Annotated in this window: 6 protein-coding genes and 2 rRNA genes; 3 read left to right on the forward strand and 5 right to left on the reverse strand. The window is 56.4% G+C overall.

The genetic code is table 11. From position 1 onward, the window contains the following. Positions 1-200 precede the first annotated feature (200 nt). On the forward strand, positions 201-1,670 hold the full coding sequence (locus H2O17_RS09055) for a catalase (protein WP_182049381.1): 1,470 nt from the start codon (positions 201-203) through the stop codon (positions 1,668-1,670). A 145-nt stretch (positions 1,671-1,815) separates the two neighbouring features. Here H2O17_RS09055 and H2O17_RS09060 read toward each other — a convergent pair whose 3' ends face one another. Next, a complete protein-coding gene (locus tag H2O17_RS09060; RefSeq protein ID WP_182049382.1) occupies positions 1,816-4,383 on the reverse strand; it encodes a glycoside hydrolase family 94 protein in 2,568 nt (855 codons plus the stop codon). 264 nt (positions 4,384-4,647) lie between these two features. On the opposite strand from H2O17_RS09060, the gene H2O17_RS09065 reads away from it, so the two are divergent. After that, a complete protein-coding gene (locus tag H2O17_RS09065; protein WP_182049383.1) occupies positions 4,648-5,403 on the forward strand; it encodes a TetR/AcrR family transcriptional regulator in 756 nt (251 codons plus the stop codon). Positions 5,404-5,479: 76 nt separating this feature from the next. After that, positions 5,480-6,460 (forward strand): DMT family transporter, encoded by a 981-nt coding sequence (locus tag H2O17_RS09070; RefSeq protein WP_182049384.1) that lies wholly within the window; start codon positions 5,480-5,482, stop codon positions 6,458-6,460. Positions 6,461-6,717: 257 nt separating this feature from the next. Here H2O17_RS09070 and H2O17_RS09075 read toward each other — a convergent pair whose 3' ends face one another. The 4 genes from H2O17_RS09075 to H2O17_RS09090 all read right to left on the reverse strand — a co-directional run bounded on the left by H2O17_RS09075 (position 6,718) and on the right by H2O17_RS09090 (position 14,666). Beyond that, positions 6,718-7,245 (reverse strand): YceI family protein, encoded by a 528-nt coding sequence (locus H2O17_RS09075; RefSeq protein WP_182049385.1) that lies wholly within the window; start codon positions 7,243-7,245, stop codon positions 6,718-6,720. Between the two features lie 235 nt (positions 7,246-7,480). Further along, positions 7,481-10,927, reverse strand: coding sequence for a pullulanase X25 domain-containing protein (locus tag H2O17_RS09080; RefSeq protein WP_220456750.1), 3,447 nt, complete (start codon positions 10,925-10,927; stop codon positions 7,481-7,483). A gap of 425 nt (positions 10,928-11,352) precedes the next feature. Then, positions 11,353-11,469: ribosomal RNA gene (gene rrf, locus H2O17_RS09085) — 5S ribosomal RNA — on the reverse strand. A gap of 117 nt (positions 11,470-11,586) precedes the next feature. Further along, positions 11,587-14,666: ribosomal RNA gene (locus H2O17_RS09090) — 23S ribosomal RNA — on the reverse strand. Between the last annotated feature and the right edge of the window lie 159 nt (positions 14,667-14,825).

Raw genomic sequence — 14,825 nt, forward strand, 5'->3', positions numbered from 1 at the left:
CCCAAGGCCGGTGATCAGTGCGCCCATTTTTAGGCGTTATTACACAGATCCACGCTCATATGACCTGGCAGTGCAATCGCACTGCCACCAACAAGTGGCTGACATCAGCGGCGCATACCTGCTGGTCGATGCCAAGTATCACCGCCAATGGCAACGCACATTACTCATGTCAATGGCAACGTACAGAAAGAGAAGAATCGATGACTACATTCGATGCCACACATCCATCCACCACTGAGAATGGAGCGCCACGGGAATCTGACGCGAGTTCTTTGACGGTTGGACCCGATGGCCCGATCTTGCTGCACGACGTCGCCTTGGTGCAGAAGCTTGCTCGGTTTGACCGCGAGCGCGTACCCGAACGCAGCCCTCATGCCAAGGGCTCCGGAGCCTTCGGTGAGTTCGAAGTTTTGGGCGACGTCAGCGCATACACAAAAGCTGACTTCCTCCAGAAAGGAAAGAAGACTCGCATGTTGGCCCGCTTCTCCACGGTGGCTGGCGAGTTGGGTTCGCCAGATACCTGGCGGGACGTGCGCGGATTCGCGCTGCGGTTTTACACCGAAGAAGGAAACTTTGACATGGTCGGAAACAACACTCCTGTGTTCTTCATCCGTGACCCCATGAAGTTCCCCGATTTCATTCACTCTCAGAAGCGTCTGCCTGCCTCCGGCCTACGTGATAACAACATGCAGTGGGACTTCTGGTCACTCTCTCCGGAAAGCGCACACCAGGTTGCATATCTTATGGGTGACAGAGGGCTTCCCCGCACGTGGCGAAACATGAACGGATACTCGTCCCACACCTACATGTGGGTCAATGGAACCGGCGAGAAGTTCTGGGTCAAGTACCACTTCCTAACGGATCAGGGAGTTGAGAACATGACAAACGCCGAAGCAGCGCAGATGGCTGGGACCGATGCCGACTTCCACCGCCGGGACCTCTTCGATGCCATTGAGCGCGGTGAATTCCCCTCGTGGACCCTCAAGGTGCAGATCATGCCGTACGCTGACGCGGCGACCTACAAGTACAACCCCTTTGATCTGACCAAGGTGTGGCCGCACGCAGATTACCCGCTGCTCGAAGTTGGCCGTTTCACCCTTAATGAGAACCCCAAGAACCACTTTGCAGAGATAGAACAGGCCGCCTTCAGCCCGTCGAACCTCGTTCCTGGAACAGGCTTCTCGCCTGACAAGATGCTGTTGGGCCGGGTGTTCTCCTACCCCGATTCACAACGTAACCGCATTGGTACCAATTACAACCAGCTTCCCGTGAATCAGCCCAAGAACGCGACCAACTCATATGACAAGGAGGGTTCGATGCAGTTCTTCCATTCGGGCGATGCTCCTGTCTACTCCCCCAATTCTTACGGCCGTGCCTACCAAGATGACGACGGCATTGTGGAGAACGGTTGGGAGTCTGATGGCCAGCTGGTTCGCTCGGCTTACTCTCTCCATGAGCTAGATGATGATTTTGGGCAGGCCCACACTCTGGTTCGGGATGTGTACGACGACGCCGCCCGCGAGCGCCTTATCGAGACAGTCACGGGTGGCTTAGTTGGCTCCGTCCGTGAGCCTGTGCTCTCTCATGTGTTCAGGTACTGGAAGAACATCGATGAGGAGGTCGGCTCGGCAATCGAAGCGCGCGTTAAGGCGCAGACTACCGAAGGCTGATGTGGTAGGGCGGGTGGGAAGCAATCTGCTTCCCACCCGCCCAGTTGCCAGCGGCCGAGCTGCCATCTGCTGCCGGGCGATCATTGGGCAGCTCTATTACGCTGTCCCTCTTCAGAAGGCGCATGCGCTGGGCTTTACGCGCACCTCAGAATGTGGCCTCCACGTGAACAGATTCCACACCGGCGGCGCTCAACGGAATCGTGTCTCCTGCCACCTCTGTGCCATCCACTGTCAAGGAGCGGTGACCGGTGCGTTCAATTGTGATGTCATACCTGACCCCGCGGAACATGCGCGTGATGTGCAGATGCGAGAACTCTTCGGGTAGGTGAGGCTGGATCGTCAGCCCGTCAAAGCTCGGCCGCACTCCCAAGAGGTATTGGGAGACGTTCACAAAGGTCCAGGCTGCCGTTCCAGTCAGCCACGAGTTTTTGCCCTCACCAAAAGATGCGGATTCTGGCCCTGCCACCATCTGGCAATACACGTAGGGTTCCGTGCGCCGAATCTCGGAATGCTCCTCTACGTATGCAGGGCTGGTCCGGCGATATACGTCGAAGGCGGCGGCGTCGTTCCCCACAATCGCATGTGCGATCGATATCCACGGATTGTTGTGGCAGAAGATCCCACCGTTTTCCTTGTATCCCTGGGGGTAGGACGAGATCTCACCAAGCTCCACCCGGTACGTCGAGTAGGTGGGTGCGAGCAGTGCCGTTCCCCATCTTGAACTGAGGCGCTCCTTAACCGAAGTCAACGCGAGCTTGGCCTTTCCGCTGGCCACACCGATGCCCGCCATAACGCACATACCTTGCGGTTCGATGTAGATTTGTCCTTCGGAATCGGCGGCAGTCCCAACGGGGTTTTGATAGGCATCGTAGGCTCTGCGGAACCATGCGCCATCCCACCCTGCGTCCTCCACAGTCGCGGACATGGCGACGACGGCGTCGCGAACGTACGAGACTTCTTCCGCAATATCCGATTCACTCGAATCTACCTGCCCCGCGGCCGTCACACTGGTCCCCCAACGTTCAAGGATTTCTGCGAATTGGCCGCCATACAGCACATACATTCCTGCGATGAACACGGATTCGGCTACGCCGGTGTCATTGTTCTCAACCGTCTGGAAACTCTCCCCAGGGGTGACAGAGAAACAGTTGAGATTCAGGCAATCATTCCAGTCCGCACGTCCAATCAAGGGCAAACCGTGGGGGCCGAGGTGGGCAGTTGAGTAGCTGAACGACCGGCGCACGTGTTCCAGCAGGGTCCTCTCACTTCCCGGCGTGTTGTCAAACGGGACCAGCTCGCTGAGGATCGATGCATCTCCCGTTTCCGCCAGATACGCATGGACGGAAGCTATCAGCCACAATGGATCGTCGTTGAAGCCTCCGCCGATCTCCGCGTTTCCCAGCTTGGTCAGTGGCTGGTACTGGTGCCACGCCGATCCGTCGGGCAGCTGGGTGGCAGCGATGTCAAGGATGCGTTCGCGAGCGCGATCCGGGATGAGGTGGACGAATCCGAGGAGATCCTGATTGGAATCGCGGAAGCCCATTCCTCTGCCCGTCCCGGATTCGTAGTAAGAAGCCGAACGCGACATATTGAAGGTGACCATGCACTGGTACTGGTTCCAAATGTTCACCATGCGGTCAAGGCGGGCATCTCCCGTATCTACATGGAAAATCCCAAGCAGATTGAGCCAGTGTTCGCGGAGCTCGTTGAAAGCTGCTTCCACCGACTCGGGTGTATTGAAGCGAGCAAGCAGATCATGGGCCGGCGCCTTGTTGATGATCCCAACCTTTGCCGGATCATCAGGATCCTCCCACTTTTCGGCTTTGGAAACCTCAACATATGCGGTGCTGAACACGAGCGTACGGGCTTCACCTGGCGCCAACTCAACCCGAACGCGATGCGCTCCAATGGGAGACCAACCATGGGCAATGGAATCAGAGAGTGATCCGCGGGCAATCGCCTCAGGGCGATCCCACCCGTTGAAAGTACCGAGGAAGGCATCGCGCGAGGTATCGAATGCCAGCACCGGGGCATTGACCGAGTAGTAGGCGTAGTGATTACGGCGTTCGCGGTATTCCGTCTTGTGGTAGATAACGGTGGAGTCAGCGTTTCGTTCTACTTCCACCTCTCCTGTGGAGAAGTTGCGTTGGAAGTTATTGGCGTCATCCACCGCATTCCACAAGCACCATTCCACAGCGCCCGTGACATCGAGCGTCACAGGAGCGGAGGTCTCATTGCGCAGCTCCAACCGGTTGATTTCGCAGGTCGCACCCAGCGGGACAAAGGCCGTAAACGCAGTTGCGATTCCCTGGTAGCTGGACTCGATGATCGTGTAGCCCAGACCATGCCTACACACGTAGGAATCGAGAGGCGTGCGAACCGGCAAGAATGCGGGAGACCACGTAGCCTCTGGGACAAGTTCTTCCACCTCGGCGCCACGTTCATGATGTGCCTGGCCACTTGCTGGCGCATCTGCAGGCACCATCCGGCTGATGTAGTAGAACCGCGCTCCATCATCGGCAGGCACATTGTTGTAGCGGTAGCGCGTAAGCCTCCGCAGCTTCGCATCCTTGTAGAAGGAATAGCCGCCACCTGTATTAGAAATGAGCGAGAAGAAGTCAGAGTTGCCCAAGTAGTTAATCCACGGCAGAGGTGTGGCTGGCGTGTCGATGCGGTATTCCATCGCGTCGTCGTCGAACTGTCCGAATCTCATCCTTGTCCCCATTCAGGCGCTGCGCTCGAAGCGGCTGTGCAGCCGGGAGTCCAGTTGCATGCGTGAACCGCGTATCAACGTCATCGTTGAGAGCGCTTTCATCTTGATCAAATGCGATGTTACCACTTATCTATAGACTTATCAGCGACTGATTATGAACAGATCGAAAAGGGCGAAAGCCCGCTGGAATCGGCTGAAATCTTGCCTGATTCCGTATAGCCTGTTTGAGTTATCTGACCAGCGTCGATGCTAGAAGGAGGCAACATGACAATCGAAGCATGGGACCAGTTTCGCAACCACGCATCCTCACGCTCCACCACATTTGCCACATCAAGCACGCCTTTGGCTCGCGAAATCCCACTGGCTGCTCCGCTGGACGCGCGCAAAAGGAAGTCGCCAAGCGAACGACGCGAACAGATTATCTCCGCCGCGACGCGAGTGATCGGACAAAAGGGCTTCTGGGGAATGGCTTTGCAGGATGTTGCCGACGAAGTTGGAATCACAGAAGCTGGCCTTTACCACTACATCCGCTCCAAAGGGGACCTCCTGACCATGGTCCTCGAAAGCGCTTATGACACCCGAGAAGCCGACGAATTCATCGACGCCTCGTCATCCCGTCAGCTCCCAAACGGTCAACACCTCTACTTCTTCCCGCGCTACTGCCTCAACATCGTCGCCTATAACGTGGGGCGCATTGAGATGGTAAAGCTCTTTGCCACTCTCAATGGGGAGGCACTTGCGCCTCAGCATCCTGCCCATGACTACTTTGTTGGCCGCCAGCGACGCTTGTGGAACCATGTACGCACGATGCAGTGGTCCCTTCCCACGGAATATGATGTGCCACGATTCCAAGCGCTCTACACCCTCGCAATGAGCGCGATGGATGGGTTGCAGTACCAGTGGCTCGCCGACGATGCCGCCGACATGCTCACCGAATGGCTTGCGTTCTCCGATGAGCTGTTCCCCGAGCAAGTCTGGAAGGGATTCCGAGATCCCACCGAAGCTACACAAGGCACATAGCAGCGCAATCAGCATGCAACGCTGAGCAATCAACGGGATGTCAAACCGCGCGGCGCGCGCCCACTAAGCTCCTCTTATGAGCACATCTCCGGTTCCGCCAGCAGCATCGAGTTCCCCCGCAACCGCCCGCCACGAAGCTCCTCTTGCTGCGGTGCTGGTGGCAGTGTTGTCTGGTGCTCTCGTGGCTGTGCAAGGAATCTTCAACGGTGCATTCACTGCGGCGGGTGGAGGTCCACTCATTGCGGGCTGGGTCTCCTACATCGGAACGCTTCTTGCCGTGATTCTTGTCTTCGTCATTGGAGGCAACGCCCCAAACATGTGGCGGATCCTCCGCCACCAAAGCAAGTGGTGGTGGTACTGCGTCGGCATCGGCGGCGTACCAATTGTCATCTCGATGTCGTGGGGCATCCCGATCGTTGGCATTGCAATCACCTCAGTATGTTCGGTAGCCGGCCAGACAATCATGAGCCTCATTTTGGACCGATACGGGGTCGGACTGCCTGCAAGAATCCCACTCACAACCCGTCGGCTCCTCGCCGCAGGCATCGCGTTAGTAGGGGTGAGCCTTGCCATCACATCCGGCACCAGCGATGCCGATCTCATCATCGCCATTGCGGCCTGCGTGCTCGTCTTTCTTTCTGGCGCAATTCTCACCGTACAAAGCGCGGGTAACGGCGCCGTCGTCGCCCATATCGGGAACCCGCTCATGGCAACTCTGACAAGCTCAATCGGCGGAACCATTCTTATCTCGCTCATCGCGGGTGGATCGTGGATCGTGGGTGGACTCGACGGGTATGGCTTCCCAGGGAGCTCGAACTGGTGGATGTATCTGGGTGGGCCGGTGGGTGCTGGCATCACCTTCTGCGCAGCGTGGGCTGTGCGCAGGCTTGGCACATTCCGCCTGACGCTCGCAGTTGTGGCCGGGCAGATGGTCACAGCTTTGGTCGTAGATGCGTTCTCTGGGATTGGGCTGTCGCCGATCACAGTAGCATCGGCAATCATCATGGTGCTCGCGACCTTGTTGGTCGCCCAGCAGCCGACACAGAAGAAATCGTGAGAGTCGCTTCCCCACCGCCCCTAAACGACCTCCACTCAATTCGGCGGTAGCAAGGAACCCTGCGCCCGCACTAAACAGAAATGGTTACCGCGCCCGCACTAAACAGGTCCCCCACTTAACAGCAAGGAACCCAGCGCCCGCACTAAACAGAAATGGTTCCTGCGCTCACCTAAGACAAGCACAGGAACCATTAGTGCAGTGGAAGTGAGGCCCTCCGGGCACTCAACTCCCCCGGAAGCCGAGGCCTCCTAGGTGGATCAGGCCTCCTTGGTGGCCTCAATCTCAAGTGTGATCGCGATCTTGTCACCAACGAGCACTCCGCCAGCGGCCTGTGCCTTATTCCAGGTCAAGCCGAAGTCCTTGCGCGAGATGTTCGTCGAACCTTCGAAAGCTGCACGCTCATTGCCAAACGGGTCAGTAGCAGTGCCTTCGAACGTCACATCGATGTCTACCTTCTTGGTAACGCCATGGATGGTCAGGTCACCGGAAAGCACGAATTCGTCGCGGGAACCCGACGTGCTTGTGGAGGTGAAGGTCCACTCTGGGAACTTCTCAACCTCGAAGAAGTCTGCCGAACGCAGGTGGTTGTCGCGATCGCCATTGCCGGTGTTGACAGATGCTGCATTGATTGTGGCCGCGGCGGACGCACCGGCGGGGGTGGACTCGTCAGCAACGCTGATGGAGCCTGAGAATTCTTCGAAAGATCCACGAGTCTTGCCGATGCCTGCGTGGCGAACGGTGAAGCCGAGGGTCGAGTGGCTGGGATCGATGATGTAGTTGGTCATGAGTGCCTCCAAGGCGAGAAGTCGGATGATTGGATTTAGTTAACGCTACAACTATAAGCCGCCGAGACCGCTTCGTCAGCACGTTTGGGCCATCAGATGCCGTGCATTAGCTCACGCTTTGGCGCGTGATCGGGTCTGAACCATGACTGGGTAACGACGGCCGGTGGCCGGGCATGATCATGGGGGTCGACGTCGTCGACCCCCATGATCACTAGCTCTATCGTGCCAAGTTAGGCTACTCGAGCTCCTCCGCCTCGGCGTTCCTCCGAACCACGAGGATCACTGCGCCAGCGCCCAACAGGGACAAGACCAGCACCAACGCCCATGCCAACGAACTTGGACCTGTGTTTGCGAGTTCGCCCTGACTCCCCACAGTTGGGCTTGCCGCAGCGGATTCGCTCGGACTGGTTGAGCTGGTCGGAGTTGCAACACCGCCCGTGCTGCTCGGGCTCGCCGTCGGCGTACCGCTTGGCCCATCCGTCGGGGTCTGGGTCGGCTCACCCGTCGGGGTCTGGGTCGGCTCACCCGTCGGCGTCTCGGTCGGCTCACCCGTCGGCGTCTCGGTCGGCTCACCCGTCGGCTCATCTCCAGTAGATATCACGAGTTCATGCGTCTCGATGTCATACGTAAAGGTGACCGTCTCTCCTCCAGTCACCGTGAAAGAGATATTGCTTCCATCTAGCACGCCACCCTGCCCGTAGTTCTCTTCCCACGATAGCCCGTGGGCAACCTTGACAGAGTACGTACCTGCCTCGAGCTTGGACGTACTGAACCTGTACTTTCCCGCGTCATCGGCATGCATCCATGCGCAGAGCTGATCAGGTGCCCAGTTTGCGGTACACCCTAACTGCGACTGGAAGTCACCCGCCAAGGTCACAATCGGCCCCTCGGAAGTGTTCTGAAAAATGCCAGTGTTCGGATCGAAATAGAACGAGACTTCGCCACCCGGATGGACGTACGTGATATTGTCTCCGCCAGAGACTCCACCCGCTCCGAAGTTGATATCCCACGAATCGTTGACAGCCACCTTGTACTCATAGGTACCCGCAGGCAAGTCAAATGTGCCAGCCCATATCCCGTCTGCCCGAAGCTTAAGTTGCGCTTGACCACACGCCGGTTGCCAATCCGAGGCACATCCCATCGCCTGATTATGGCTGCCCGGAACGCTCACGGAATCATAGGTTGGATTCTCTGGGGTGGTTGGAACCTCCGTACTGACGTTGTTTCCAACCGATGCGAACGACGACGTCGCCGCAACTGTTCCTGAGGCATCCACCGCCACAGCGCGGTACTCAACAAGAGTTCCGGTCGCGAGGTCCGAAACGTCGTGGAATACCCGCGGCGATGTATCTTCAGCTGTGCCGAGTGTCGTCCAATCAGAATCACCCACAACGCGCCATAGGAACGTGGTTTCGTGCCACGAACCGTCTATCTGTGCCGAAACTGGTGCCAGATCCTTGAGCGCAGCACCAGCCGCCGGCAAACTGACGGAAATCGTACTATCGGATTCGCTCGATGCATCAGAAACGGTCTTGTTCGCAACCAAAACGACCGCAGATGTTGCGGGAACTGCCACGTCAGCGTACCCGTCTGAGTCAGACGAAGTTGCCGTAGTACTTCCGTACAGAGGTGTGAACGACGCCGAGTCCGTCAGCGTTGGAACATGCACCGACTTCGCCTGAGACGAGTTGTTCGCAACCACAAGGTATTCGACCTTCTCGTCACGATCGACGCGGGAAAACGCATAGATTCCAGCAGTGGAATCCGTAAGCCGCTCGATCTGCGCTCCGTCTTGGAGCGCCGGATGGCTGGTTCGCAGTGTCGCCAACTCGGAGATATCTGTATACAGTTCAGAGTCAGTATCGAAGTGGTCATCACTGCCCGCCTTCTCGCCACTTAGCAGCGTCTCGCCTTGGAACTGAGCCGTCTGCGAGCCAAACATTGACTGGCGTGCATCCTTATCAGTGCCGCCCAAAGAACCGTTCGAACCCACGAAGCCTTGTTCGTCACCGTAGTAGACAACCGGTTGGCCCCTGGTCAAGTACATGAGCTGGTGGGCAAACAGCGAGGTCTGCATCGGGTCTGTAGTGTTTCTGGCGAAGTAGCCCACACGGCCCATGTCATGGTTACCCAAGAACGTTGGCAAGTATGCCGCCGACGTCGTCGCGGTGGTGTAGTAGTCATCGCCAGCGTATAGCGATGACATCAGGTTGGCTGAACCACCGGTCGCGTAAGAGACCGCCTGCTGTTGGAAGTAGAAGTCCAACACCGAATCCATGTCTGTGTTGCGTACATACGGACTGAGCTTGGTTGGATCGGCGTCGTAGACCTCACCAAACATGAAGAAATCGGGGTTTCCGACGCTTGCGGCGTGCTCCGAAATGTCCTTGGTAAACACATTCCAGAACTCGGTGTTGACGTGCTTGACCGTATCGATTCGGAATCCATCAATACCCATATCAACCCATGCGTCGTAGACATCCACAAAACCATCCACTACCTCAGGATCTTCAGTCATGATGTCGTCAAGACCATTGAAATCACCAAGGGTCACAGATTCCCCTGTCCACGTGGAGTCACCTCGGTTGTGATACTTCGTTACGTCGTTGAGCCACGCCGGAACCTTGATATCCTTCTCGTCCTCAGTGACCACAGGCGTGTATGGGAACGACGTCAATGGGCTCAATGTGGGGAACGAGGAACTACCCGCAACATCCTGAATCAGAAATGGATTGCCGTTGGTATCCGTATAGGGATCATCGGCCTGCTCCACATATGTGTATTGACTTTCCTCATACGAAATCACATCGGCTGTGTGGTTTGTAATGATGTCAAAATACACATCGATACCACGGGCGTGAGCATCGTCAATGAACTCCTTGAGCTCGGCGTTTGTGCCAAGATGAGGATCGATCTGAGTGAAATCAGTGATCCAGTACCCGTGATACCCCGCCGAATCTCCTTGTACCGCCTTGTTCTTGAAGGACGGGGTCAACCAAATGGCGGTTGTTCCTAACCCTTGAATGTAGTCGAGCTTGTTCGTCAATCCAGCGATATCACCACCTTGATAGAAACTGATATCAGTGGGATCGAAACCCGTAGTGTAGCGATCGCCCGAGAGTCCACCGGTGTCATTGCTCGTATCGCCATTCTCAAAACGATCGGTCATGACAAAGTAGAAGTTCTCGTTCTCTCCCGCTGCCCGCACCGGAGCGCTTGCTAGATTCGAGTCCTGCGGCGTTGTGGTTGTATTGAGATCGACAGGAGTGATGCCTACCCGCTGCGTAGACATATCAAAGGTGAACTGGATTCGGCTAGGACCCGCGATCGTCAGCGGAATGTTGTCCTGGCCGCCGTTCAACCCGTAGGCCTCGTCCCAGGTTCCACCGATGGCAACCTTGTAGTTCCAGCTGCCTTCGGGGATCTCAAAGGTGCTCGAGTAGACGTCCTCACTGCCCGTGGCGGTAAGCACTGATTCCTCGCACGCAGGATCCCAATCGGCCGTGCAGCCAATCTCTGATTGAAGGTCGCCAACCAGCGTGACCTGAAGATCATCTGCCGCCGCCGGTAAAGCAGCGATTGCAGATATGCCAGAGAGTGCAGCAATCACCGCGCCGGCGAGAAATGCGGTCCCAACGGGGTGGGATCGTGTTCGATGTAAGAATTTTGTATGACTAGGCATGTGAAAACCTCAGAGTTCTAGCACTTCGTCGTGGGAACGTGGGCATAGGTGAACACAGCGTGGATGGGTGACACGCAGAAGTGTTCGCCTTTGGGCAACCTATCAAAGGTTGCCTTGCCTTTCTGAAGTTTGAAAAACGGTAAAAGCGCACATTGTTCACATGAAAGAATGGTTGCTCAATGATGTGGAGAAACTGCGAAATGTTGCTGTGTTGCGAACAATTTCTGCAACGCTTGTCGGGCTTGTGTGCAAACTGGTGGAGCAGTGTTGGTCCTTTGAACCGAGTGACCCTGGGCTGTGGTTGAGCCGAGTGACTCTGGGCTGTGGTGTGTTCACACGGCCTCGGGGTGTGGTTCGAGCCCCTGGTCCTGGGGGCCGGGTGTCCGGTTGTGCCCAGGGCTAGGGGCTCGATACCAATGTGTGTGTGGCGGCGGTGTCCTACTCTCCCACACCCTGGCGAGTGCAGTACCATCGGCGCTGGCAGGCTTAGCTTCCGGGTTCGGAATGGGACCGGGCGTTTCCCTGCCGCTATGACCACCGTCACGTTATACGGGTTTTGTGTGTGTATGCTTATCCGCCGGTGTGGGGATCGATTATCGCATAGTGGACGCAAACAAGAGGTTTATAACCCACACCATGATGCTCATGGTGAGGGTGTGTGTTGTAGGTGGTCGGCCATTAGTACCAGTCAGCTTCACCCGTTACCAGGCTTCCACATCTGGCCTATCAACCCCATGGTCTGTGGGGGGCCTCACCCAACACATGTTGGAGGGAGAATTCATCTTGAAGCAGGCTTCCCGCTTAGATGCTTTCAGCGGTTATCCTTTCCGAACGTAGCCAACCAGCCATGCCACTGGCGTGACAACTGGCACACTAGAGGTTCGTCCGTCCCGGTCCTCTCGTACTAGGGACAGCCCTTCTCAATTCTCCTACGCGCGCAGCGGATAGGGACCGAACTGTCTCACGACGTTCTGAACCCAGCTCGCGTACCGCTTTAATGGGCGAACAGCCCAACCCTTGGGACCTACTCCAGCCCCAGGATGCGACGAGCCGACATCGAGGTGCCAAACCATGCCGTCGATATGAACTCTTGGGCAGGATCATGTTATCCCCGGGTACCTTTTATCCGTTGAGCGACGGCGCTTCCACAAGCCACCGCCGGATCACTAGTTCCTACTTTCGTACCTGTTCGACATGTCTGTCTCACAGTCAAGCTCCCTTGTGCACTTACACTCACAACCTGGTTGCCGACCAGGCTGAGGGAACCTTTGAGCGCCTCCGTTACTCTTTAGGAGGCAACCGCCCCAGTTAAACTACCCACCAGGCACTGTTCCTGACCCGGATCACGGGCCGAGGTTAGATGTGCAGCACGGCCAGAGTGGTATTTCAACAATGACTCCACCATCACTAGCGTGACAGCTTCACAGTCTCCCACCTATCCTACACAAGCCGTACCGAACACCAATACCAAGCTATAGTAAAGGTCCCGGGGTCTTTCCGTCCTGCTGCGCGTAACGAGCATCTTTACTCGTAATGCAATTTCGCCGAGTTCGTGGTCGAGACAGTAGAGAAGTCGTTACGCCATTCGTGCAGGTCGGAACTTACCCGACAAGGAATTTCGCTACCTTAGGATGGTTATAGTTACCACCGCCGTTTACTGGGGCTTAACTTCCTAGCTTCACCCCCACAAAGTGAGGACTGACCAGTCCGCTTAACCTTCCAGCACCGGGCAGGCGTCAGTCCGTATACATCGCCTTACGGCTTCGCACGGACCTGTGTTTTTGATAAACAGTCGCTTCTCCCTAGACTCTGCGACCCTCACCCCTAACACGCAAAGTGTTTCAAGGATCAGGCCCCCCTTCTCCCAAAGTTACGGGGGCATTTTGCCGAGTTCCTTAACCACGATTCTCTCGATCGCCTCAGTATTCTCTACCTGACTACCTGTGTCGGTTTCGGGTACGGGCGGTTCAAACCTCACGTCGATGCTTTTCTTGGCAGCACAGGATCACCCTACTTCCCCCCACAAATGGGGGTCACCATCAGGCCTCGGCTACACGTTCCCCGGATTTACCTAAGAAACAGCCTGCGCCTTTAAACGTGCCAAGCCATAAGACACGCGGGGCTACCACTCTGCGTCACACCTGTTACTACGCTTGCCTCCCACAACTCAGGTCCCACGCCATCACCCACACCCACCCCGAAAGGCAGACACAAGATCAAGGATGGTTAGTATCATCATGAAACACATTGACGGTTCTTCACCGGTACCAGAATATGAACTGGTTATCCATCGACTACGCCTGTCGGCCTCGCCTTAGGACCCGACTAACCCAGGGCGGATTAACCTAGCCCTGGAACCCTTAGTCAATCGGCGGACGGGTTTCTCACCCGTCATTCGCTACTCATGCCTGCATTCTCACTCGCATGCAATCCACGACTCATCACCAAGCCGCTTCACCTCACACACGACGCTCCCCTACCCCGCCCACCACACGGTGAGCAGCCGCGGCTTCGGTGGTGTGCTTAAGCCCCGCTACATTGTCGCGCAGGACCACTTGACCAGTGAGCTATTACGCACTCTTTCAAGGATGGCTGCTTCTAAGCCAACCTCCTGGTTGTCACAGCAATCCCACATCCTTTCCCACTTAGCACACACTTAGGGACCTTAACCGGCGATCTGGGCTGTTTCCCTCTCGACTACGAAGCTTATCCCCCGCAGTCTCACTGCCATGCTCTACCCTTACGGCATTCGGAGTTTGGCTGACATCAGTAACCCGGTAAGGCCCATCAACCAACCAGTAGCTCTACCTCCGTAAGGAACCACATGACGCTGCACCTAAATGCATTTCGGGGAGAACCAGCTATCACGGAGTTTGATTGGCCTTTCACCCCTACCCACAGCTCATCCCCCAGGTTTTCAACCCTGGTGGGTTCGGGCCTCCACACGCTCTTACACGTGCTTCACCCTGGCCATGGGTAGATCACCCCGCTTCGGGTCTAGAACACGCGACTCACGCCCTCTTCAGACTCGCTTTCGCTACGACTACCCACACGGGTTAACCTCGCCACATGCCACTAACTCGCAGGCTCATTCTTCAAAAGGCACGCCATCACCCCAGCAAAGGAGGCTCTGACGGATTGTAGGCGCCCGTTTCAGGAACTATTTCACTCCCCTCTCGGGTACTTTTCACCATTCCCTCACGGTACTATTCACTATCGGTCATGAAAGGTATTTAGCCTTACCAAGTGGTCTTGGCAGATTCACACGAAATTCCACGAGTCCCGTGCTACTCGGGCACTGTCATAGCCAGCCAACAAGATTTCACCTACGGGGCTCTCACCCTCTACGACAGGCCTTCCCAGACCCTTCAGCTATCCCATCGGTTTATCACTGACCCGACCCCCAGTCGGAGGATCGACAAACAGCCCCACAACCCCGCACACGCAACACCCGACGGCTATCACACGCACACGGTTTAGGCTCCTCCGCTTTCGCTCGCCACTACTCACAGAATATCTTCTCTACAGGGTACTGAGATGTTTCACTTCCCCCACTCACCACACACGCCCTATACATTCAAACGCATGCGACCAGGCATAACCCCAGCCAGGTTCCCCCATTCGGACACCCTCGGATCACAGTTCGCTTGCCAACTCCCCGAGGCATATCGCAGGCTGCCACGTCCTTCTTCGGCCTTCCATACCAAGGCATCCACCGAACGCCCTAAAACACCTACAAAACAAAAAACAACACAACCCACACACCCACAAAAGATGCATGAGCCAAGATGCTCGCGTCCACTATACGAAAATCAACCACCACACCAACACCCCACAACCACCCCACAAAAGAGACAGCCACAAGAGCAGCACGGGCACAGAACCCAAGAACCTGACA

Origin of the sequence: Changpingibacter yushuensis, from assembly GCF_014041995.1 — a bacterium.
In the GTDB taxonomy this organism is placed as follows: domain Bacteria; phylum Actinomycetota; class Actinomycetes; order Actinomycetales; family Actinomycetaceae; genus Changpingibacter; species Changpingibacter yushuensis.

What these genes read in the sequence shown, in the direction of transcription:
- H2O17_RS09055 (WP_182049381.1), top strand. Translation starts at nt 201, where the DNA reads ATGACTACATTCGATGCCACACATCCATCCACCACTGAGAATGGAGCG.
- H2O17_RS09060 (WP_182049382.1), bottom strand. Translation starts at nt 4,383, where the DNA reads ATGAGATTCGGACAGTTCGACGACGACGCGATGGAATACCGCATCGAC.
- H2O17_RS09065 (WP_182049383.1), top strand. Translation starts at nt 4,648, where the DNA reads ATGACAATCGAAGCATGGGACCAGTTTCGCAACCACGCATCCTCACGC.
- H2O17_RS09070 (WP_182049384.1), top strand. Translation starts at nt 5,480, where the DNA reads ATGAGCACATCTCCGGTTCCGCCAGCAGCATCGAGTTCCCCCGCAACC.
- H2O17_RS09075 (WP_182049385.1), bottom strand. Translation starts at nt 7,245, where the DNA reads ATGACCAACTACATCATCGATCCCAGCCACTCGACCCTCGGCTTCACC.
- H2O17_RS09080 (WP_220456750.1), bottom strand. Translation starts at nt 10,927, where the DNA reads ATGCCTAGTCATACAAAATTCTTACATCGAACACGATCCCACCCCGTT.